The following is a 21,768-nucleotide window of genomic DNA, read 5'->3' as shown; positions in this document are numbered from 1 at the left end:
GCCTGCCGTCAGGACAGAACCCTCATGTCCACAGAAGTTTGTTCTGCGACGTCCGCGATCAGGAGGCAGGAATACGCACAGCGAGCGCGTATTCCTGCGCATTCCCCCGTCCACGGCTTTCAGCGGGCGTCCGGCCGCGGCGGGGCCGGGCACGGCGGTCACGAGGTCGCCCGCCCGAAGACACGCCAGCCGTAGGCGCCGATGGTCTCCCCCGCCTCGCTGGCCGCCTCCGGCCTGCGGCCGAAGGGCGAAGGCGGCGTGAAGGGCTGTCCGGAGTGGTTGACGACGAACAGGCGCCCGTCGCGCACGACGGCCTCGACGTGCTGCGGCAGCCGGTCCACGGGCGGGCGGACGCCGGCGTCGGCGAAGATCCGCGCGGTGACCGCGCGCATGCCGTCCTCATCGGGGACGGTGGCCAGGTAGTAGGCCGTTCCCGAACCGCTCGTCCGCGAGGTGAAGGCGGGGTGCCCCCGGAGCCTGCCGTCACGGAAGTCGCCGATGACCGTCGCGTCGATCAGGTCGAGTTCCTCGGCGAACAGGCGGCCGGTCATCGAGGCGTCTCCGAGGGAGACGGTCACCGTGGTGGAATCGTGCCCGTCGATGGGGAGGGCACCGAAATCCCTCACCCTGAGGCCGAATGTGGCTCCCAGCCGCGTGGTGAAGCCCCCGGCGGCGAACCTGTCGTGCTCGTCGACCACGTCGCTGAACGCCGACAGCAGCAACGTCCCGCCGCCGGCGACGTAGGCCGCGAGGTTGGCCGCCGACGCGTCGGTCAGCAGGTAGAGCTGTGGCGCGATGACGACGGCGTACTTCGACAGGTCGTCGCCCGGGTGGCGGACGTCGGCGGTGACGTGCTGTCGGTGGATCGCCGCGTGCCACTGCCGCACGACCGCGAGGTGGTCGAAGCGCACCGGATGGTCGGAGTTCTCCACCGCCCATCGGTTCTGCCAGTCGTAGATCAGCGCCACGGGGGCGTCGACCTCCGCCGAGAGCCGAGGGAGCCCGGCCAGGTTCCGCCCGAGCTCGACGATCTCCCTCCAGGTGCGGGTGCCGGTTCCCGCGTGCGGCACCATCGCCGAGTGGAACTTCTCCGAGCCTGAGCGGGACTGGCGCCACTGGAAGAACATCACCCCGTCGGCGCCCCGCGCGACGGCCTGCACGCTGAGAGCCGCCATCTGTCCCGGCGCCTTCGGCGAGTTGCTCGCACGCCAGCTGACCGCGTCCGGGGCCTGCTCCATGAGGACCCACGGAACCCCCGGCTTGAGGGATCGCATGAGATCCCGGTCGAAGGCGGCCCCCCGGAACGACTCGGCGTCCGCCGGATCGGGGTAGCTGTCATCGGCGACCAGGTCCAGGTCCGCCGCCCACGAGCGGTAGTCGATCGGCTCGAACGCGCCCATGAAGTTCGTGGTGACGGGCTGGGTGCCCCCCGCCGCGCGGATGATCGACTTTTCCATGCGATAGAGCTCGAGCAGCGCGTCGGAGGTGAAGCGCTTGAAATCCAGGAGACCTGCGGGGTTGACGCTGTAGGGCGCGAGCCGGGGCGGGACGACCTCCTCGAAATCACCGTAGCGCTGTGACCAGAAGGCGGTGCCCCAGGCCTCGTTCAGAGCCTCGATGTCGCCGTATCGCCCGCGCAGCCAGGCGCGGAACGCGACCGCGGCGTTGTCGGAGTAGTCGGCGTGCAGGTGGCAGCCGTACTCGTTGTTGACGTGCCACATCACCACCGCGGGATGGGAGGCGTAACGTTCCGCGATCGCTCCGGCGAGTTCGGCCGCCAGGCGCCGGTACACCGGCGACGTGGGAGCGTACGCCTGCCGGCTCCCGTGCCAGTAGGTGGCTCCCGAGGCGTCCTTCGGCAGGATCTCGGGGTAGGCCCGGCTCGCCCACGGCGGCGGGGACGCGGTGGCCGTGGCGAGATTCACCCCGATCCCGCCCGCGTGCAGCTTGTCGAGGATCCGGTCGAGCCAGCCGAAGTCGAACTCGCCCTCGGCGCGCTGGATGCGCGCCCACGCGAACACCCCCAGGCTGACCAGGTTCACACCCGCCGCCCGCATCAGCCGGATGTCGTCGTCCCACACCGATTCGGGCCATTGTTCCGGGTTGTAGTCGCCGCCGTAATACACCTGAGGTGCTCTCCTGTCAGTGGTTCATGCCGAAGCCGAGCATGCGCACCGGAGCGTGAACGCGCTCGGCGCCGCCGGATCCGCGAGCACGGCTGCGTCCGCCGCCCGCGAGCCCGGCTCACGCCCCTGAACCGAGTGGTGTCTGCGCCGGCCGGCGAGGCGCCCGCGAGGGCGGTCACCGGTACCGGGGCCGGCGCGCTGAGAGCGCTGAGCAGAATTCGGCGGAGGGGACGGGGGGAACCTGTCATGGCATTGACCTGTCTCCACGGTGGATGCGGTCTTCGCACGGCATCGAAGCCGGGGCGGTCCCGCTTTCGGACGCCCCGGCCTCTCAGCGGCGGATCATCGGATCCTGGGTACGGGGACCTTGGCCCAGTCGAGGTCGGTGGCCAGGTAGAAGCCGGGGTAGGCGGGCTGGTTGTAGCCCGTCTGCTGCCTGGCCACCTCGACCCGGTACTGCGGGTCGTGCATGAGGGTGTAGAGCTTGCGGTTCGTCACCTCGGTGCTGACGTGAACGCGGGCGGCGGTGCTGTCGGCGGTGCGCGCCACCAGTTCCTCGCGCCAGTCGCCGAGGATGTCGGCGACCAGGCCCGGATTTCCCTTGGTCCCGTTGTTGGCGAGGGTGCCGGTGGCGGTCAGCAGCGTGCCGCGCCTGAAGTCGTCGACGGTGGGTGTCTGCGGCACCGTGGTGGCGGTGCCGTTGACCAGCTGGGTGGTCATGTCGGCTGCCCAGCGGATGCTCTGGTTGGTGCCGGGCGTGATCACGCCCAGGTGCTCGCCGCGCGCGGACCACAGGCCGGCCTGGATCTCCTGGTTGGGCGGCATCGCCGACCAGGCTTCCATGCCGCGGACGGCCGGGTCGATGTCGCCGACCATGCCCCGGCCGGTGTCGCGACCGCTGTAGCCGCCGAACAGGACCCGGCCGGTGGCGGCATCTCGCATGGCCCAGCCGTACGGCGCCCACGTCCCGCCCTCGTGCACGGTCCAGATCTCCAGACCGGGCCGGTCGGGGTCGAGGTCCCCGACGTGCATGGCGTCGCCGTGGCCGAGCCGGACGTTCTGGCCGGGCACGCCGCTGTTCGGCGGGGCCACGTCGAAGGAGGAGTACAGCAGGCTGCCGTCGTCGTCGATGGTGGCCGCGCCGTACACGATCTCCTGCCTGCCGTCGGCGTCGACGTCGGCGACGCTCATCGAGTGGAACCCCTGGGTGGTCAGGGTGGCGAAGGCGGGGTTACTGCCGTCGACGCCGTGGGGGGAGGCGTTGAAGGGATTGGCCATCGGGGCGTGGCCGCTGTCGACGAACCAGCGCTCCTTGAGCTCGCGGCCGTTCCAGTCGTAGGCGACCAGGGTGGTGCGGGTGTAGTAGCCGCGGGCGAAGACCGCCGAAGGGCGCCTGCCGTCGAGGTAGGCCACCGAGGACAGGAAACGGTCGACGCGGTTGCCCGGCTCGATGCGGGCCATCGCATAGTCGCCCCACAGCAGGCCGTCGTCTCCCCGGCCGGGCTTGTAGTCGACGGTCCGCAGCTCCCTGCCGGTGGCGCCGTCGAAGACCGACAGGTATTCGGGGCCCTTGACGACGAAGCCGGCGAACTCCCGCAGGCGGTTGTTGGCGCTGCGCGAGGGCGCGTAGACGTCGACGAAGTGGGTGGCCAGCTCGGTCGCCGCCTGGCGGGAGAGCGGGTAGGTGTGCGCCGGCGTGATGCCGAAGGCCTGCTCCAGCGTCGCGGGCCAGCGTCCGGCGACCACCTCGGGGTGCTCGTGCCACTTCGTGAACATGTCCACGAGGTGGTCGAAGTAGCCCGCGGCGCTCAAACGGTAGTCGTCGGTGTGCGAGTAGCCGGGCCGCGGCATGGTGACGAACCGCTCCTTGCGGGGATTCCCGGCGGCGTCATAGCGGATGACCTTGGTGCCCGGCGCGGTCTTCAGCATCACCTCCGAGCGGCCGTCTCCGTCGAAGTCGTAGACCAGGAACTGGGTGTAGTGCGCGCCGGACCTGATGTTGACGCCCAGGTCCAGCCGCCACAGCAGCCTGCCGTCGAGCGTGTAGGTGTCGAGGTAGGTCGGGCCGGTGTAGCCGCGCTGGGAGACGTCCTTGGCGTTGGAGGGCTCCCACTTGACCACCAGCTCGTAGCGGCCGTCGCCGTCCACGTCGCCGACGCTCATGTCGTTGGCGGCGTAGGTGTACGTCTCGCCCACCGGGGTCACACCGTCGGCGGGCTTGCGAAGCGGCACGTCATAAAACGATTCACTCCAGGGCCGGACGGCAGTGCTCTTTCTGCCCTCCTTGCCCCTCGTGATCGGGGCGACGGCGTAGCCGGAGGCGGGCGTGCCCGCGACGTCCCGGTAGTTGGTGCTGTCGGTGACCGTGGCGATCGGGCGGCCGTCCCGGTAAAGGCGGAAGTCGGTGCCGAGCATGCCGTTCCGGCCCGCTCCGGTAACTTCGGGCCCCAGCAAACGCCAGCTCAGAAAGATGCCGTTCGGGGTGGTCGTGGCGACGAGACCGCGGTCGAGGCGCTCCATCCGGATGCGTGGCTCGGCGGCGGCGGGGGTGGCCGGGAGGATGCACGCGAGTGCGGCCAGGATCGTGAAGGCTAAGCGGGCGGCGTGCATGACGGAGCTCCTGAGGGGGGTCGGAGCGGTTAAATCGATCTACTTTCTGGAGATTATGAGCGTTGACATCGGCAGTCAAGGCTTCGGTTCCTCCGGCACCTGGAGGTCACTCTCCGGCTCCCCCGCCCCGTCACCCCCGTACTTCGCGACACGGTCGAGCTCCGTCCGCGGCCCGTACCGCACCCGACCTGGACGGCTTCCGAGACGAGACCGTCCGCGGCACTCGGCGTCCGGGCCGCCGTCGATCCCGGCCCTCCGCAGGTGGCGATGAAGGAAACGCATGAAACCTTCACGTCACCGCCGGAGAGGGCAAAAGAATCCGGAAGCGTTCACAGGACGGAAAAGGGCCTTGTCACCGCCGGTGGCGATTACATTCTCGCCGCCCCGGCCTTTACCTCGGACTTGAAACGGGCACTTTCAGCGCGCCGGGTTGTGCGTTACTGTGCACGTTCACAGAGCCTCATCAAGCCTGTGAGGAGGACGCGTGGCCTCACCCCCCACCCCGCCTGCGGCTTCGCACCCGATCCCCCGTCACCCCTTCCGCGGAACCCGCGGCGAAACGACCTCCGCCTGACCGCGACCACCGGCACCGGCTCCCGGTGCGACCCCGGGACGGCTCAATCGGACCGACCTCCCACTCGGGCCCGGGACGCGGGCATCGGCGGGTCTGTCCGTCATGCCCGTCCACAGACGGCCTCAGCCGGCGGCACCGGCCGCGCCGCCCGCTTCGGCGACCGCTGTGATCCCCGTTTCCGATCTCCGCCCTGACCATCGGAGGACTCCATGAAAAGGATCTTGGTGGCACTGGCGTTATGCGCCGCCGCGACCGTCCCCACCGGGCAACCGGCCCACGCCGCCGCCGCACCGCTCAGCATGCTCGGCGCGGACGTCTCCTCCCTGCAGCGCGCGCTGGACCTGGGCGCGAAGTACTACGACGCCGGTGGTGTGCAACGAGATCCGCTGGACATCCTCAAGGGGGTCGGCGTCAACTACGCCCGCCTGCGAATCTGGCACGACCCGGTCAGCGGCTACAACAACAGGGACAAGGTGCTTCAGCAGGCCAGGGCGGTCAAGGCCAGAGGGCTGAAGCTGATGGTGGACTTCCACTACTCCGACACCTGGGCCGACCCCGGCAAGCAGTACAAGCCGGCCGCCTGGTCCAGCCATGGCATCGGCCGGCTGCAGACCGACGTCTACAACCACACCTACGACGTGTGTACCGCTCTCAAGGCTCAGGGCACCGTCCCCGACAGCGTGCAGATCGGCAACGAGATCAACACCGGCATGCTGTGGAACGACGGCAGGGTGACCAACAACGACTTCACGAACCTGAGTCTCCTGCTCAAGGCCGGATACAACGCGACGAAGGCATGCAACCCCGGTACGCGGGTGATCATCCACACGGCACTGGCGGAGAGCCTGTCCTCCGCTCGCTGGTTCTACGACGGGATCCGGGCCAAGGGCGTGTCCTGGGACGTCACCGCCCTGTCGTACTACTGCATGTGGCACGGCACGCTGTCCAACCTGTCCACGGTCATCGGTGACATGCGCGCCCGGTACGGCAAGGACGTGGTCATCGCCGAGACCGCCTACCCCTTCACCGCCGACGACGCCGACTCCACGCGCAACGCGATCACTTCGGGCTGCCCGGGGTACCGGTCGACCTGGCAGGGGCAGGGCGCGCAGTTCGCGGCGGTGCAGAGCACGGCTCGTGACGCGGGCGCGATCGGGGTCTTCTACTGGGAGCCGACCTGGTACGCGGTGCCCGGCAACGGCTGGGATCCGGCGAACATCGCGGGCAGCGGTAACGGGTGGGACAACATGGCCGTCTTCAACTGGACGGGCCAGATCAACCCACATGTCCGGTGGACACCGTAAGCCCGAAAGCCACCGTGCCTGCCGAGCGCCCCACCCCGGCACGGCCCGAACGGCCCGAACGGCCCGAACGGCCCGAACGGCTCGGTCTCGCTCCACCTGACCGAGCCGGACGACAACACGCACTTCTCCTCGAACGGAGCGAACGAGATGGCCAGGCTCGTCCTGCAGCGCATGCGCGAGCTGAACCTGTCGCCGGTGTCGTACCTGCGATGACCCCCCACCCACCTGTTGGAGTTCCCATGTCCTCACGTAGACCACGCACCGCGCTGCTGTCGGCCGGCGTCGCGCTGACGATGGCCGCCGCCGGTGTCGCCATCGCCGCGGAAGCCTCCGCGGCGACCCGCTACGAGGCGGAAAGCGCGCCGGCCACGTGCGCCGGTCTCATCGAGTCCAACCACGCCGGGTTCTCCGGCAGCGGATTCTGCAACGCCGACAACGCGGCGGGCGCGGCGGCGCAGTTCACCGTCACCGCGCCCGCCGCCGGCGCGGCCACCATCACCGTCCGCTACGCCAACGGCGGGACCTCCAACCGTCCCGCGGACGTGCTGGTCAACGGCGCGGTCGCGCACGCGGGCAGCGCGTTCGACCCCACCGGGGCCTGGACCACCTGGGTCACCAAGACGCTGACCGTGTCGCTGAACGCCGGCGACAACACCATCCGGCTGAACCCGACCACCGCCGGCGGCCTGCCCAACATCGACTACCTGGAGACCGACCAGGACGGTCCGGACCCGAACCCGACCGGCCGCCAGATGGAGGACCTCAACCGCGGCCTGATCAGCGTGCGCTCGGGAAGCGGCAACCTGGTCTCGTGGCGGCTGCTCGGCACCGAGAGCATGAGCACCGGGTTCAACCTCTACCGGGGCTCGACCAAGCTGAACTCCTCGCCTCTCACCGGCGCCACCAACCACCTGGACAACGGCGCCCCGGCCGACGCCTCCTACACCGTCCGCGCGGTGGTGAACGGGGTGGAGCAGGCGGCGTCCGAGCCGTCGCTGCGCTTCGCCGGCGGCAACTACCTGGACGTGCCGATCTCCCGGCCGGGAGGCAACTACACCGCCGGGGACGCGAGCGTCGGTGACGCGGACGGCGACGGGCAGTACGAGATCTTCCTCAAGTGGGATCCGAGCGACCAGAAGGACAACTCCCAGGCCGGGGTCACCAGCAACGTCTACATCGACGCCTACCGGCTCAACGGCCAGCGGCTGTGGCGCGTCGACCTGGGCCGTAACATCCGGGCGGGCGCGCACTACACGCAGTTCCAGGTCTACGACTACGACGGAGACGGCCGGGCCGAGATGGCGGTCAAGACCGGCGACGGCACCGTGTCCGGCACCGGGCAGGTGATCGGCAACGGCGGCGCCCTGCACCGCAACTCCGACGGCTACATCCTCACCGGCCCCGAGTACCTGACCGTGTTCAACGGGCTGACCGGCGCGGCCATGTCCACGGTGAACTTCGATCCGGCCCGCGGCAACATCAGCGACTGGGGTGACAACTACGGCAACCGCGGCGACCGGTTCCTGGCCGGCACGGCCTACCTGGACGGCCGGCGGCCGAGCATCATCATGGGCCGCGGCTACTACGCCAAGAGCACGATCGCGGCCTGGGACTTCCGCGACGGCCAGCTCACCCGGCGCTGGAAGTTCGACTCCGGCAGCGCCGGCAGCCAGTGGACCGGCCGCGGCGCGCACTCGCTGTCCATCGCCGACGTCGACGGCAACGGCACCGACGAGATCGTCTACGGCGGCATGACCATCAACGCCAACGGCACCGGCCGCTACACCACCGGCTTCTACGCCCACGGCGACGCCCTGCACGTCGGAGACTTCGTGCCCGGCCGTGCCGGCAAGGAGATCTGGATGATCCACGAGCAGAACTCCGGCGCCGCCGCCACGCTGCGCGACGCCGGCAACGGCTCGGTCATCATGCAGAAGAACAACACCTGCAACTGCGAGGGCCCGGCCCGCGGCGTGGCCGCCGACATTCACGCCGGTAACGCCGGCGGAGAGTTCTGGGGAACCGGCACCGGCCTGGGCAACCTGTTCAACGCCTCCGGCGGCAACGTCGGGCGTAACCCCGGCAGCTACAACTTCCTGGCCTGGTGGGACGGCGACCCGGTGCGGGAGCTGCTGGACGGCAACCACGTCGACAAGTACGGCACCGGCGGCGACACCCGCCTGCTCACCGCCTCCGGAGCGCACTCGGTCAACGGCACCAAGTCCACCCCGTCCCTGTCCGGCGACCTGTTCGGCGACTGGCGTGAAGAGATCATCCTGCCCCGCGACGACAACGCCGCGCTGCGCATCTACGCCACCCCCGTCCAGACCGACCGGCGGATCTACACGCTGATGCACGACGCCCAGTACCGCGTCGCCGTCGCCTGGCAGAACACCGCCTACAACCAGCCGCCGCACCCCAGCTTCTTCCTCGGTGACGGCATGAGCACCCCGCCGCAGCCCGACATCCACGTCCGCTGAACATCCGGCGGCCCGGCACCCACCGGGCCGCCGGACCGTGACCCGAGCCGATGATGCCGATCGCCACGGCCGTCCCCGCGCCCAAGGAGCCGTCCATGACCGTTGTGACCTGTTCCCTCTGCTGATCGTCCAGACAAGAGGACCCCCCCATGAACAGACTCCCAAGCCCTCCCCTCCGACACGTCCGCCGTGGCGCCGGCGCCGCCTTCGCGGCAGCCGTCGTGGTACTGCTCGCGTTGTGCCAGTCGATCGTGACCGCTCCCCCGGCCGCCGCCGCCGTCATCGACACCGGCGCCTCCTACGTCCTGGTCAACCGGCACAGCGGCAAGGCGATCGACGTCCTCGATCGCGCCACCGGCGACGGTGCCCCCATCGTCCAGTGGTCCCGCAACGACGGCGCCTGGCAGCAGTGGCAGTTCGTCGACTCCGGCGGCGGCTACTACCGGCTGCGCTCACGCCACAGCGGCAAGGTGCTCGACATCTCCTCCCGCTCCACCGCCGACGGCGCCAACGTCGTGCAGTGGGCCGACAACAACGGCACCAACCAGCAGTTCCGCGTCCTCGACGGCGACGCGGGGCACATCCGCCTGATCAACCGCAACAGCGGCAAGGCCCTGGAGACCTGGGAGTGGTCCACCGCCGACGGCGCCCGACTGTCGCAGTACACCGACACCGGCGGCGCCAACCAGCAATGGCAGCTGATCAAGCTCGGCGGCTCCGCTGACCCCACCACCCCGCCGTCCGCCTACCCCCCTCCCGGGCAGGTCGCCGGCGACATCGGCGTGCACGACCCGGAGGTGACCAAGACCCCCGGCGGCACCTACCTGCTGGCCCACACCGGTGACAACATCTCGCTCAAGACCTCCACCGACCGCACCACCTGGCGCAACGCCGGATCGGCCTTCCCCGGCGGCGTCTCGTGGGCGCACCCCTACACCGGCGGAAGCAACCACGTGTGGGCGCCCGACATCACCTACGTCAACGGGCGCTACTACATGTACTACTCGGCCTCCAGCTTCGGCTCCAACCACTCGGCGATCTTCCTGGCCACCTCCACCACCGGCGCCTCGGGATCGTGGACCCACCAGGGCCTGGTCGTCGAATCCCGAACCGGCGACAACGTCAACGCCATCGACCCCAGCATGACCATCGACGCCCAGGGCCGCTGGTGGCTGACCTTCGGCTCGTTCTGGTCGGGCATCAAGCAGATCCGGCTCGACCCGGCCACCGGCAGGCGCACCGGCACCACCCTCACCGGCGTCGCCGGCCGGGGCGGCGGCGCCATCGAGGCGCCCACCCTCGTCCGCCGCGGCGACCACTACTACCTGTTCGTCTCCTTCGACCGATGCTGCCAGGGCGCCTCCAGCACCTACCGGATCATGGTGGGCCGCTCCACCTCGGTCAACGGCCCCTTCACCGACCGCAACGGGGTGGCGATGAACTCCGGTGGCGGCACCGAGATCCTGGCCGGCCGCGGCAACGTCCACGGCCCCGGCCACCAGACCTACCTGGACGACACCGACGGGTCGATCCTCTTCTACCACTACTACGCCGACAACGGCGCGTCCCTGCTCGGCATCAACAAGCTCGGCTGGGACTCAGCCGGCTGGCCCTTCGTCTACTAGCCGCCACGCGGGACCGGAACCGGGGCACGGTCGATCCGATCGTCCCGCCTCACCCCGTGGCGGCTCCGCTCCGGCGACGTGGCCGACCCGCCGTACCCGCACGCCGGAAACCTTGCTCTCACCCCTCGCGGCCTGACCGTCGCCGGTCAGGCCGCCCAGGCCACCTTCCGGGCGGCCCGGGTGACGGGCGACCTCGCCCGACTCCCAGTTCAAGGTCGTCACCGGCCTGTCCGGCTCGGGCACCGTGTCGCTGGAATCGGTCAACTTCCCCGGCTACTACCTGCGCCACCGCAACCACGAAGCCTGGGTGGAGCGCAACGACGGCACCACCGCCTTCCGAGGCAACGCCGGCTTCGTCCTCGAGTGAGGCCCGGACGGGAAAGGCGGACATGAGAAAGAGAGGTGACAGCGGCGCCCCCCTCTTTCGCCCACTCATTAAATGGACGGCAGCACGGTAGAACAGCGTCCGAAGCCTCTGGTCGTGACGAACGCGATTGTGGTGATCAGCCCGTCTACCAGGAGCTTCTTTGCGTCATCAGGCGAACGCCGGCCTTACGGTCATACTGTGACCAGCAGTTGGCCGCCAGAGGATGAAAAGGTTCACTGTTGTTCACGGCCATTGCCTTCTTCTCCTTCGAGCTGGAAGTTCGCACTCGAAGGATCACGCGATGATCGTCCTCATTTCACGGCGACACGCTCACCAGCTGGGAAAACTCATGCGCCACCCCCGTGGGGGCGACCACGCGGGCAATCGTCATCAGTATTGGGTTGTCGCGCCCTGACCGCAACCGCACGCTGACACCGTTTCCTGAAATGGGGTCTTGTGCTGCCAGAAGAAGAACGTTTTAATCCCCCCTAACGCAGAGCTGACAAGAGCACAGGAGAGCATGTGATCGTCTACGGCGACGCCCGGAACCCCGAGCGGTGGCCGGAACGAGCCTGGATCACGCCTGTCGTACTGAAGACCGTCAAGCTGACGCTCCGCCGGCACCGGGAAATGGACCGGTTCGGCTTCGGTGCCGAGGTGGACGTGGTGGCCGCCTGCGGGATCGCCTTCTTCCAGTGGCGCACATCGCGGACCGGTGCCGAGAAGCGGCACCCGGGCACGGTCCCGCACGCCGGCGTCGGCACCAAGATCTGGCGCGAGGTCGCCACGGCGCCCCCCGAGGGCGCGCCTGTCGAGGAGGTTCTGTCTGTCTCACCTGGCGCTGTTCGAACCGCCCATCCGGAAAGCGCTTTCCTAAAGGAGGGAGGAGAATGAGCTACCACAACGCCCTGGCCATTCCCGAGGACGTCAAGGACTTCCATCTGGAGGGCTCCGGCGCGATCACCTTCCCAAGGGGCCGGATGCGGCTGGAGAGCCTGCGGCCATCGGAGGACGGCCAGGAGGCCAACATCGTCCTGTGGTGCCCCGAGGACTTCGACGGAGACGTCACGATCGAGTGGGAGTTCTGGCCGGTCAACGAGCCCGGCCTGGCCATCGTGTTCTTCCACGCGCGAGGCAGGCAGGGCGAGTACGCCAATCTGAAGGTGACCTCGCCATGATGCGCCTCTACCCGGCCTTCGACGAGGTGTGGTGGGCCATCCGCCTCAACGCGCTGTGGCTGCTGTTCACCCTGGCCGGCGGCGTCGTCCTGGGCATCGGCCCGGCGACGGTGGCCGCCTACACCCTCGCCCGCAGACACGCGATGGGCGAGAGTTTCCCGCCCCTGCGCGCGTTCGCCACCACCTACCGGCGGGAGTTCGCGCGGGGCTCGCTGCTGGTACTCCCGATCCTCCTGGCGGCGGCCGTACTGTCCACCACGACCCTGTACGGCGCGGCCTCCCTGATCGCCCTGCTGCTCCTGGCGATGATCGCGGCATACCTGCTGCCCATGTACGTCCATTTCGACCTGCGGCCACGCGACTACCTCCCCAAGGCGTCGCTGTTCGCGCTCGCCCGGCCCGCGTCCTCGATCGTGCTGCTGTTCGCCCTGGCGGCGACGGCCTACGCGGTGTCGCTCCTGCCCCTCCTGCTTCCCACGCTCGCCGTGGGCGGCTGGATCCAGCTGAACACCTGGCTGGTCTTGCGCTTCTTCGCCGAGAACGAGGCGCTCCTGCTTGCGAAAGGCAACTGATGAACACCACCCCCCGCCGACTGCTGGCCGGCATGGTTGCGTTAACAACCCTGTTCGGCGCGGCCGCGTGCGGCAGCGAGGGCGAAGGCGGCCAGGCCGCGCCCGCCGCGCTGAACCTCATGGTCAAGCTCTTCGGCACCGCACCGGACCCCAACGGCGAAATGCACAAGGCCGTGGAGAAGCTCGCCGGCAAGAAGCTCAACATCACCTGGGTGCCGGACGCGGACTACCCCTCGAAGACCAACGTCACCCTGGCCTCGGACAAGCTGCCCGACCTCCTGGTCGTCAACCCCAAGGACGCCGCGTTCACCAAGGCTGCCCAGGCCGGGGCCTTCTGGGACCTGACGGACAAGATCAAGAAATACCCGAACCTGCCCCAGGACCCCCGGATCCTGGCCAACGCCTCCACCAACGGCAAGAACTACGGCGTCTACCGGATCCGCCCGCTGCTTCGCTCGGCGATCCTGCTGCGCAAGGACTGGCTGGACAAGCTGGGCCTGAAGGAGCCGGAGACCACCGACGATCTCTACGAGATCGCCAAGGCCTTCACCGAGAAGGACCCCGACGGCAACGGCAAGAAGGACACCTACGGCCTGATCCTGCCGAAGTGGCCGGCTCCCAACTTCAGCGCCTCCAGCCCGTACAACGCGATCGACGTCTGGTTCGGCGCCCCGAACGGCCACGCGGTGCGCGACGGAAAGCTGGTGCCGGAGTTCGACGCTCCCGAGTTCTGGGAGGCGCAGAAGTACATCAAGAAGTTCATCGACGAGGGCTTGACCAACCCCGACTGGGCCACGCTCGACACCGCCAAGTGGAACGACCCGTTCGTCCAGGGCAAGGGCGGCATCATCGTCGACGTCAACGTTCGCGCCGACCAGCTGTTCCAGCTGTTCAAGCAGGCGGACGCGAGCGACTACCAGACCAAGGTCGCGATGGCGGGCAACCTCAAGCGCCCCGACGGCCAGAAGTTCTCGCTGCCCTTCACCGGCTACAACGACGTCATCGCCATCTCCAAGCAGACCGTCAAGACCGAAGCGCAGCTCGACGACGTGCTCAAGATGATGGACAAGCTGGCCGCCAAGGAAGGCGCGACCCTCCTGAACAACGGCATCGAGGGGAAGAACTTCAAGCTCGACGGCGGGTACGCGGTCAAGATCAACGACCAGGACCCGGCCGTCCAGACCATCAACAACGACGTCGAGAAGGGCTTCATCCAGCTCGGCACCAGCGCCAGCGTCGGCTTCTCGAGCGACAAGGCGTACGCGTGGAAGCGCGCCACCCCCGAGGAGCAGGCCATCGAGGAGGAGAAGGCGACCCTGTCCGAACTCGACCTGCAGACGGCGCAGCACGACCCGACCCTGCCCTACATCTCCAAGACCGCGGTGGACAAGGGCGCCACGCTGAACCCGATCCCCACCGACGCGCGGATCAAGTTCCTCGCGGGTGAGCTCACCGAGGAGCAGTTCAAGGCCGAGATCAAGCGCTGGTACGACAGCGGCGGCACCCAGGTCATGGCCGAGCTCCTGGAACTGATCAACAAGGGCTGACGCCCTGACACGCCGTGTTCCGCGAGGGACTCCCACCGAGCCTCCCGCGGAACACGCGAGAAAGGAGGCCGCCAATGGCCACCGACCTGGCACCGGTGCCCGCCAAGGCGGCCACCGGCAAGCCCGCAGGGCCACGCGGCAGGCTGTTCTCACGCCTGTCCGTGTTCGGGCGCCACCGCTGGCTCTTCCTGATGCTGCTGCCCGGCCTGGCCTACTTCGCCGTCTTCAGATACTGGCCGATGTACGGCCTGTCCATCGCGTTCAAGGACTTCGTGCCGTTCCTCGGCGTCGAAGGCAGCAAATGGGTGGGGCTCAAGCACTTCGAGGATCTGTTCACCGGGCCCGACTTCGGCCGCCTGATGGGCAACACGATGATCATCGCGCTGCTGACGATCCTGATCGCCTTCCCGGCGCCGATCATCGTCGCGCTCCTGCTCAACGAACTGCGGGTGCGCTGGCTCAAACGCGCGGTCCAGTCGCTCATCTACATCCCGCACTTCCTGGCCTGGACCATCGTCGCGTCGCTGACGTATCTGCTCTTCTCCGTCGACTACGGCGTGATCGCCGACTGGATCCACACGATCGCGGGCGGGCAGAAGGTCGACTACGTCGCCCAGGAGGCGTGGTTTAGGCCGATCATCATGCTGCAGACGGTCTGGAAGACCACCGGCTGGGGCACGATCATCTACCTGGCCGCGCTGGCCGGGGTCAACCCCGACCTGTACGAGGCCGCCCGCATGGACGGCGCCGGGCGCTGGAGCCAGTTCTGGCACATCACCCTGCCCGCCATCCGGCCCACCATCGTCATCATGGCCATCCTCACCTCCGGAAACCTGCTCGACCAGAGCTTCGAGCAGTTCTGGCTGCTGCGGAACTCGCTCAACGCGGACGTCGCCGACGTCTTCGACACCTTCGTCTACTACGTCGGCATCACACAGGGCGGCTACAGCTACGCCACCGCGGTCGGTCTGTTCAAGGGCGTCGCCGGGCTGGTGCTCATCTTCGGCTGCAACTGGCTGGCCAAGCGCCTCGGCCAGCGGGGCCTGTTCTGAAGGAGGGGCGCATGGCGCACAACCTGACCGCGAAGAAGCTGGCGGAAACCCCCGCCACGGTGAGCAACTACAGCTCCTGGGGCAGCCGGCTCTTCGACGCGTTCAACATCGCTTTCCTCGTCGGCCTCGCGCTGGTGACCGTCCTGCCACTGATGTACGTGCTGGCCGGGTCCTTCGCCACCGAGGCGGAGATCGCCACCAGGCCGTTCTTCCTGTGGCCGGACACGTTCATCACCAGCACCTACGACTACATCTTCAGCACCCCCGTCTTCCTCAAGGCGATGATCACCACCATCTGCGTGACGGCGGTCGGCACGCTGGTGCAGGTCATGTTGACGCTCACCATGGCCTACCCGCTGTCCAAACGGGCACTTCCCGGCCGGACCCTGATGCTGAACCTGGTCATCTTCACCATCGTGTTCAGCGGCGGCATGATCCCCACGTACCTGGTGGTGCGAGACCTCGGCATGCTCGACAGCTACTGGGCACTGATCCTGCCTCTGGCGATCAACCCCTTCTACCTGATCATCGTCATGAGCTTCTTCCAGGAGTTGCCGGAGGCGCTCGAAGAGGCCGCCCGCATCGACGGCTGCAACGAGCTGGGGGTCTTCTGGCGGATCGTGCTGCCCCTGTCCAAGCCGATCATCGCCACCTTCTCGCTCTTCTACGCGGTCGGCATATGGAACGACTACATGTCGCCCCTGCTCTACATCAACGACAACGACAAGTGGACGCTCCAGGTACTGGTCCGGATGCTCACCGGCGTCGACGCCGAGAGTTCGGTCTCGGCCTTCGACTCGGTGCTCTTCCCCGAGCAGGGCATCAAGTTCGCCGTCGTGGTCGTCGCGACTCTGCCGATCCTGCTGGTCTACCCGTTCCTGCAGAAACACTTCGCCAAGGGCGTCATGATCGGTTCGGTGAAGGAATGACCGAAGTGCGCTGGCTCGACGGGGCGCGCAGGCAGGGCGTCACCTGGGGAGTTCCCTGGCCGCGCGGCACCGTGACCGGGGGGACCGGCTTCGCCCTGCGCGACGGCACTCCCGTGCAGAGCTGGATCACCGCCACCTGGCCGGACGGCTCGGTCAAGTGGTCCGCCCACGCCATCGGCCCGCAGAGCGACCCCTCCGACGCCTACGAGCTCTGCCCGCGGGCCGTTCCCACCCTGCCCGAGCACCCGGTCACCGTGACCGGCCGGACGATCCGCTCTGGCCCGGTCACCTGGCGACTCGGCGGCGGGCTCATCGAGTCCATCTCGTACAGGGAGTCAAGGAGCTCGCGACGACACGGCTCTCGCGAGATCGTCAGGAACGTCCGCCTGGTCAGCGTCCACGACGACGAGGTGACCGCCACCGTCGAGCGGGTCACCGTCGAGCAGGCCGGTCCGGTCCGCGCGGTGGTCAGGGTCGAGGGCAGGCACGGTGGCCGGCTGCCGTTCACCGTGCGCCTGTACTTCTACGCGGGCTCGCCCGAGGTCCGCCTGGTCCACAGCTTCGTCTGGGACGGCGATCCGGAGCGCGACTTCCTGCGCGGCCTCGGCCTGCGCGCCGACGTGATCATGCGCGACGAGCCGCACGACCGGCACGTCCGGCTGGCGGGGCCGTCCAGGGGGTTCGGCGAGGCGGGATCGGCGACCGGGTTCCTGACCGAGGCCGTGCGCGGCCTGACCGGCCTGCGCCGCGACCCCGGCGCGGCCGTGCGGCGGGCGCAGGTCGAAGGGCGGGCGGCCGATCCGTCGGCGCTGGCCGACCACCTGCACCTGATTCCCACCTGGAGCGACTACACGCTCGACCAGAACAGCGCCGACGGCTTCCTGCTGCGCAAGCGCACCAAGCCGGGGCACGGCTGGGTGACGATCCCCTCCGGCACCCGCTCCCAGGGGTACGGCTACGTGGGCGGCATCAGCGGCGGTCTCGGCTTCGGCCTGCGTGACTTCTGGAAGCTCCATCCCACCCGGCTCGACATCCGTGACGCCGCCACCGGCCTGGCGACCGCGACCGTCTGGCTCCACTCCCCCAGCGCCCAAGCCATGGACCTGCGCTTCTGGCACGACGGCCTGGGCCAGGAGAGCCACAGGGAGCAGCTGGAGGGCCTGGAGATCACCTACGAGGACTACGAGCCCGGGTACGGCACGCCGTACGGCATCGCCCGCACCCACGAACTGTCGCTGTGCCTGTTCGAGACCACCCCGTCGAACGAGGAGCTGGCCGAGCGCGCCGCCGGTCTCACCCCGGGGCTGCTGGTCGCCTCCCCCGAGCGGATCAAGGAGGCGGGCGTCTTCGGCACGTGGGCGCCGCGCTCCGACGACGCGCCGATCGAGGAACGGCTGGACTTCCTCTTCGACCACTACCTCGCGCAGCAGGAGCAACGCCGCTGGTACGGGTTCTGGGACTACGGCGACGTCATGCACACCTACGACGCCGACCGGCACACCTGGCGCTACGACATCGGCGGCTACGCGTGGGACAACTCCGAGCTGTCACCCGATCTGTGGCTGTGGTACCAGTTCCTGCGCACCGGCCGTGCTGACGTGTTCCGCTTCGCCGAGGCGATGACCCGCCACACCGGCGAGGTGGACGTCTACCACCTGGGCCCGTGGAAGGGCCTGGGCTCCAGGCACAACGTGCAGCACTGGGGCTGCTCCTGCAAGCAGTTGCGCATCTCCAGTGCGATCTACCGGCGCATGTTCTACTACCTGACCGCCGACGAGCGCACCGGCGACCTCATGGACGAACTGTCCGAGGACGCGGTCGCCGCACTCGACCCCCTGCGGAAGTATCGCGACGTCTCCGAGCCGAGGATCGGCCTGGGCACCGACTGGGGCGCGCTCGCGGCGATGTGGCTCACCCGGTGGGAGCGCCACCGCGACGTCGGCGCGCGCGACAAGCTGCTGGGCACGATGGCCGATCTGGCGATCCTGCCACATGGCTTCCTGGCCGGGGAGGCGGAGCTGCGTGACGGTCGTCTCCGCCGGACGGCGGACGAGATCACCCTCTCCCACCTGTCGGCCGTCTTCGGGTTGCCGGAGGTCTGCGCGGAACTGATCGACCTCGGCCTGGAGGTGGCCGGCTTCGAGGAGGCGTGGCTGGAGTACTGCCGCCGCTATCTCACCGACCCGGAGCTCAGGGGTGTCTCGCTGATCCAGGCGCACAGCCGCCTGGCCGCCTACGCCGCCGCCCGTACCGGAGACCGGAGTCTGGCCGACGTGGCCTGGCACGCCTTCGACGTCGGCGAAGGCGACCAGCTCAACGTCAACCCCCTACAGGCCCAGCGCGACTGGCGGCTCACCCACGTCCGAGATGTGAGCGTCCTCATGCCCATCGACGAGGCTCCGTATGTCTCCACCAACGACGCCGGCCAGTACGCGCTGGCGGCGATCCAGCTCCTGGCACTCATCCCCCGGAGGTAGGTGCTCACCATGGACCGTACCTTCGTGCTGGCGGGCCCGGGAGCGTGACGGACCAGGCCAGGCGAACGGCCTGATCCATGAGGATCAGCGCGCCGCCGGCCGTCCGCAATCGGTCGTTGGAGTAGTTCAAGCTCGCCGATGGTTCAGATGTGAAACTGGCACCGTTCGGAAAGCGGTCGCGACGACAACGATCACTGCTCGTGAGCCGCCCTGAGTGGCTGCCCGGGGTCATGTCGTATCGATCCCGGCGCCCTTGCGGGATGTCGGCGGAGACGCGCATGCGGAGCGCCTCGCGGACGGCGGTGCGGCTCACGCCGAACCGCTCCTGCGGGGCGGCGACATCGAGATCGTCGTCAGGCGACGGTTGCCCGCTGACGATGGACGTGCCCAGGCTGACGACCACCCGGTCGTGAGCTCCCGTGCGGACGTACTGTTTGACCATGACGTCTGACGGGGAGACGGTGGGGGCGGTGCTGCGGCTCAGCGTTCCGGAACACTTCGGGCCACCTCGTACAGGACATCTGGCGATGGGCGACGAGCCTGGCCGGCCGGATGCCATCACGGTGAACTCTCGTCACCTGAGCAGGGGTGGGGTGCCCTGGTTCCCCGTCATGGGCGAATACCACTTCAGCCGCTACCCCGCCGCCGAGTGGCGGGAGGAGTTGCTGAAGATGCGGGCCGGCGGGGTGAGCGTCGCCGCCGCGTACGTCTTCTGGAACATCCACGAGGAGGTGCGTGGCCGTTATCTCTGGAGCGGCGACCGCGATCTGCGCCGATTCCTCCAGCTGTGCTCGGAGGTGGGGCTCGACGTGGTGGTGCGCATCGGGCCCTGGGGACACGGCGAGTCCCGTTACGGCGGCTTTCCCGACTGGTTGACGGCGGCCGACTGCGAGCCGCGTACCGACGACCCCCGTTATCTCGCCCTGGTCCGTCCTTGGCTCGAGCAGATCGGTGCTCAGCTTCGGGGGCTCACCCGCGCCGGCGGCGGGCCGATCGTCGCGGTCCAGGTGGAGAACGAGCTGTACGACCAGCCCGGTCATCTCCTGACGATCAAGCGGCTCGCCGGGGAGTGCGGCATCGACGCTCCCTTGTGGACGGCGACCGGATGGGGGCACGCCCAGCTGCCGCCCGGTGAGGTGCTGCCCGTCTTCGGTGGCTACTCGGAGGCGGCGTGGGACACCGCGCACGACGGATGGCCCGCCCAGAGCCGGGCGCACTACTTCTTCGGACCCGGCCGGGACGACGACTCCATCGGTGCCGACCTGCGTGAGACGGGCACCGCTCCCGGAGAGGCCACGGGCCGGCCCGCTTCGGCGTCCGGCGGGGAGGAACACCTGGCCGACTACCCGTTCGCCACGTGTGAGCTGGGCGGCGGCATGTACACCTCCTACCACCGGCGCGCGATCGTCGCGGCCCGTGATCTGGCGGCGCTCGCCATGGTGAAGCTGGGCAGCGGTTCCTCGTGGCAGGGCTACTACCTCTACCACGGCGCCTCGCAGAAGATCGGTGAGCTGTCGACGCTGCAGGAGTCGCACGCCACGGGCTATCCCAACGACTGCCCGGTGGTGAACTACGACTTCCAGGCCCCCCTCGGCGAGTACGGCCAGTTTCGCGACTCCTACCGGCACCTGCGCCTGCAGCACCTGTGGCTGGCTACCGACGGGGCCGCTCTGGCGACGATGAGCCTGGTCATGCCGGATGACGCGCCGTCCGACACCGCCGACCGCGCGTCACTGCGCTGGGCGGTGCGCTCCGACGGTGAATCCGGTTTCCTGTTCGTCAACAACCACCAGCCGGTCGAGACGTTGCCCGCGCACGATGACGTCCGGTTCGCGATCACGATCGGCGGCCGGGAACTGCTCGTGCCGTCGCGGCCGGTGTCGATTCCCTCCGGCGGCTACTTCGCGTGGCCGCTGAACCGGCCCCTCGGCGGCGCTCTGCTGCGCTGGGCCAGCGCGCAGGTGGTCTGCGTCCTGGACGGTCCGGAGCCGGTGCTCGTGCTGACGCAGACGGCGGGCCTGCCGGTCGAGCTGGCGCTGGACGCGGCGACGGTCACCTCCGTCGACGGCCCCGCGACGGCGGCCCGCCTCGGTGACGACGTCGTCCTGTCGGCTCTCGTCCCCGGCCTCGACTGCCTGCTGCGGGTCACCGCGCCGGGCGAGGCGATCACGCGCGTCCTGATCCTCGACGAGGAAACGGCGCTGGCGGCGGTCCGCGCGCGCATCGCCGGCCAGGACCGGCTGGTGGTGTGCGACAGTCCCGTGGTGCCCGACGGTGACCATCTGGTCGTGTACGGTGACTCCCCCCTCCGGGTTTTCCCGCCTCTGGACGTTCCCCTGGGAACGGGCAGGACCCGCCCGCCGACCCCGGTCGAGGTCACCCACCTCGCCAAGGCCGGCCCGCCACGGGCACCGGTGATCGACGAGGCGACCGGGCGCGCGTCCGCGCCGGTGGACGCGGACTTCGACAACGCCGCCGTGTATCACCTCACCGTCCCCGAGGAGGCGTTCGACGGCGACGAGGAACTGCTCCTGCGCCTGGACTGGACCGGCGACGTCGGCCGCGCCTATGTCGACGGACGGCTCGTGGCCGACCAGTTCTGGTACGGCCCCGTGTGGGAGATCGGCCTGCGCCGCTTCCGCGACGAGGTCGTCCAGCACGGACTGGAACTGCGGCTGTTGCCGCTGGGGCCGGACGCACCCGTCTACCTCTCCCCCGAGGTCCGCCGGGATGTCGGCCCCGGCGGGCTGGTGGAACTGCGCTCGGCCACGCTGGTCCCGGTGACACGCACCGTCCTCACCGCGGCGCGGGCATGATGAGCCATCCTTGGTCAAGGTCCTCCCCGCGCGTGAGGCGGGCCTTCCTGCGGACGGTACGGGCGCCACTGCCGGATGTCCCGCCCCCTCCTCCAGGCCCCATCGGCTCTC

The 21,768-nt window shown here is 69.0% G+C and carries 14 protein-coding genes and 1 pseudogene; 12 read left to right on the top strand and 3 right to left on the bottom strand.

Annotated features, from left to right (window positions below; translation table 11 throughout):
• Positions 1-158 precede the first annotated feature (158 nt).
• Positions 159-2,126, bottom strand: coding sequence for a beta-galactosidase (locus tag AB0F88_RS25870; protein ID WP_362689044.1), 1,968 nt, complete (start codon positions 2,124-2,126; stop codon positions 159-161).
• Between the two features lie 342 nt (positions 2,127-2,468).
• Complete coding sequence (locus tag AB0F88_RS25865) at positions 2,469-4,646, bottom strand: rhamnogalacturonan lyase (RefSeq protein ID WP_362689574.1); 2,178 nt, start codon at positions 4,644-4,646, stop codon at positions 2,469-2,471.
• An 873-nt stretch (positions 4,647-5,519) separates the two neighbouring features.
• On the opposite strand from AB0F88_RS25865, the gene AB0F88_RS25860 reads away from it, so the two are divergent.
• The 11 genes and pseudogenes from AB0F88_RS25860 (at position 5,520) to AB0F88_RS25810 (ending at position 18,841) form a co-directional block, all read left to right on the top strand.
• Positions 5,520-6,614 carry a glycosyl hydrolase 53 family protein gene (locus AB0F88_RS25860; protein WP_362689041.1) on the top strand — a complete coding sequence of 365 codons (1,095 nt, stop codon included), beginning with the start codon at positions 5,520-5,522 and terminating at the stop codon, positions 6,612-6,614.
• A gap of 239 nt (positions 6,615-6,853) precedes the next feature.
• Positions 6,854-9,094, top strand: coding sequence for a CBM35 domain-containing protein (locus AB0F88_RS25855; RefSeq protein WP_362689038.1), 2,241 nt, complete (start codon positions 6,854-6,856; stop codon positions 9,092-9,094).
• A 149-nt stretch (positions 9,095-9,243) separates the two neighbouring features.
• Positions 9,244-10,719, top strand: coding sequence for a family 43 glycosylhydrolase (locus tag AB0F88_RS25850; protein ID WP_362689035.1), 1,476 nt, complete (start codon positions 9,244-9,246; stop codon positions 10,717-10,719).
• Positions 10,720-10,921: 202 nt separating this feature from the next.
• Positions 10,922-11,086, top strand: a pseudogene (locus tag AB0F88_RS25845) (AbfB domain-containing protein); the annotation flags it as partial.
• Positions 11,087-11,608: 522 nt separating this feature from the next.
• Positions 11,609-11,980 carry a beta-galactosidase gene (locus tag AB0F88_RS25840; protein ID WP_362689032.1) on the top strand — a complete coding sequence of 124 codons (372 nt, stop codon included), beginning with the start codon at positions 11,609-11,611 and terminating at the stop codon, positions 11,978-11,980.
• Positions 11,977-12,264: a DUF1961 family protein gene (locus tag AB0F88_RS25835; protein WP_362689029.1), complete on the top strand. Its 288-nt coding sequence runs from the start codon at positions 11,977-11,979 to the stop codon at positions 12,262-12,264. The genes AB0F88_RS25840 and AB0F88_RS25835 overlap by 4 nt, the downstream gene beginning before the upstream one ends.
• A complete protein-coding gene (locus tag AB0F88_RS25830) occupies positions 12,261-12,836 on the top strand; it encodes a DUF624 domain-containing protein (RefSeq protein WP_362689026.1) in 576 nt (191 codons plus the stop codon). Before AB0F88_RS25835 ends, AB0F88_RS25830 begins: the two co-directional genes overlap by 4 nt.
• Entirely contained in the window at positions 12,836-14,383 is a 1,548-nt protein-coding gene (locus AB0F88_RS25825) for an extracellular solute-binding protein (RefSeq protein ID WP_362689023.1), read from the top strand. Before AB0F88_RS25830 ends, AB0F88_RS25825 begins: the two co-directional genes overlap by 1 nt.
• A 74-nt stretch (positions 14,384-14,457) precedes the next feature.
• Positions 14,458-15,435: an ABC transporter permease subunit gene (locus AB0F88_RS25820; protein ID WP_362689020.1), complete on the top strand. Its 978-nt coding sequence runs from the start codon at positions 14,458-14,460 to the stop codon at positions 15,433-15,435.
• 11 nt (positions 15,436-15,446) lie between these two features.
• On the top strand, positions 15,447-16,364 hold the full coding sequence (locus AB0F88_RS25815; RefSeq protein ID WP_362689017.1) for a carbohydrate ABC transporter permease: 918 nt from the start codon (positions 15,447-15,449) through the stop codon (positions 16,362-16,364).
• Entirely contained in the window at positions 16,361-18,841 is a 2,481-nt protein-coding gene (locus tag AB0F88_RS25810; RefSeq protein ID WP_362689014.1) for a Tat pathway signal sequence domain protein, read from the top strand. The genes AB0F88_RS25815 and AB0F88_RS25810 overlap by 4 nt, the downstream gene beginning before the upstream one ends.
• A gap of 4 nt (positions 18,842-18,845) precedes the next feature.
• Here the strand turns inward: AB0F88_RS25810 and AB0F88_RS25805 are convergent, their stop codons facing one another.
• Positions 18,846-19,283: a hypothetical protein gene (locus AB0F88_RS25805; protein WP_362689011.1), complete on the bottom strand. Its 438-nt coding sequence runs from the start codon at positions 19,281-19,283 to the stop codon at positions 18,846-18,848.
• Here AB0F88_RS25805 and AB0F88_RS25800 point away from each other — a divergent pair.
• Complete coding sequence (locus AB0F88_RS25800) at positions 19,282-21,657, top strand: beta-galactosidase (RefSeq protein ID WP_362689008.1); 2,376 nt, start codon at positions 19,282-19,284, stop codon at positions 21,655-21,657. The two genes, AB0F88_RS25805 and AB0F88_RS25800, sit on opposite strands and share 2 nt — an antisense overlap.
• Positions 21,658-21,768 lie beyond the last annotated feature (111 nt).

It is taken from the genome of Streptosporangium sp. NPDC023963 (genome assembly GCF_040639135.1).
Taxonomy (GTDB): domain Bacteria; phylum Actinomycetota; class Actinomycetes; order Streptosporangiales; family Streptosporangiaceae; genus Streptosporangium.
Note: the sequence above shows the minus strand (reverse complement) of the source record. Positions and strands in the feature narration are given on the sequence as shown.

What these genes read in the sequence shown, in the direction of transcription:
- AB0F88_RS25865 (WP_362689574.1), bottom strand. Translation starts at nt 4,646, where the DNA reads ATGGAGCGCCTCGACCGCGGTCTCGTCGCCACGACCACCCCGAACGGC.
- AB0F88_RS25860 (WP_362689041.1), top strand. Translation starts at nt 5,520, where the DNA reads ATGAAAAGGATCTTGGTGGCACTGGCGTTATGCGCCGCCGCGACCGTC.
- AB0F88_RS25855 (WP_362689038.1), top strand. Translation starts at nt 6,854, where the DNA reads ATGTCCTCACGTAGACCACGCACCGCGCTGCTGTCGGCCGGCGTCGCG.
- AB0F88_RS25850 (WP_362689035.1), top strand. Translation starts at nt 9,244, where the DNA reads ATGAACAGACTCCCAAGCCCTCCCCTCCGACACGTCCGCCGTGGCGCC.
- AB0F88_RS25835 (WP_362689029.1), top strand. Translation starts at nt 11,977, where the DNA reads ATGAGCTACCACAACGCCCTGGCCATTCCCGAGGACGTCAAGGACTTC.
- AB0F88_RS25830 (WP_362689026.1), top strand. Translation starts at nt 12,261, where the DNA reads ATGATGCGCCTCTACCCGGCCTTCGACGAGGTGTGGTGGGCCATCCGC.
- AB0F88_RS25825 (WP_362689023.1), top strand. Translation starts at nt 12,836, where the DNA reads ATGAACACCACCCCCCGCCGACTGCTGGCCGGCATGGTTGCGTTAACA.
- AB0F88_RS25820 (WP_362689020.1), top strand. Translation starts at nt 14,458, where the DNA reads ATGGCCACCGACCTGGCACCGGTGCCCGCCAAGGCGGCCACCGGCAAG.
- AB0F88_RS25815 (WP_362689017.1), top strand. Translation starts at nt 15,447, where the DNA reads ATGGCGCACAACCTGACCGCGAAGAAGCTGGCGGAAACCCCCGCCACG.
- AB0F88_RS25810 (WP_362689014.1), top strand. Translation starts at nt 16,361, where the DNA reads ATGACCGAAGTGCGCTGGCTCGACGGGGCGCGCAGGCAGGGCGTCACC.
- AB0F88_RS25800 (WP_362689008.1), top strand. Translation starts at nt 19,282, where the DNA reads ATGACGTCTGACGGGGAGACGGTGGGGGCGGTGCTGCGGCTCAGCGTT.
- AB0F88_RS25805 (WP_362689011.1), bottom strand. Translation starts at nt 19,283, where the DNA reads ATGGTCAAACAGTACGTCCGCACGGGAGCTCACGACCGGGTGGTCGTC.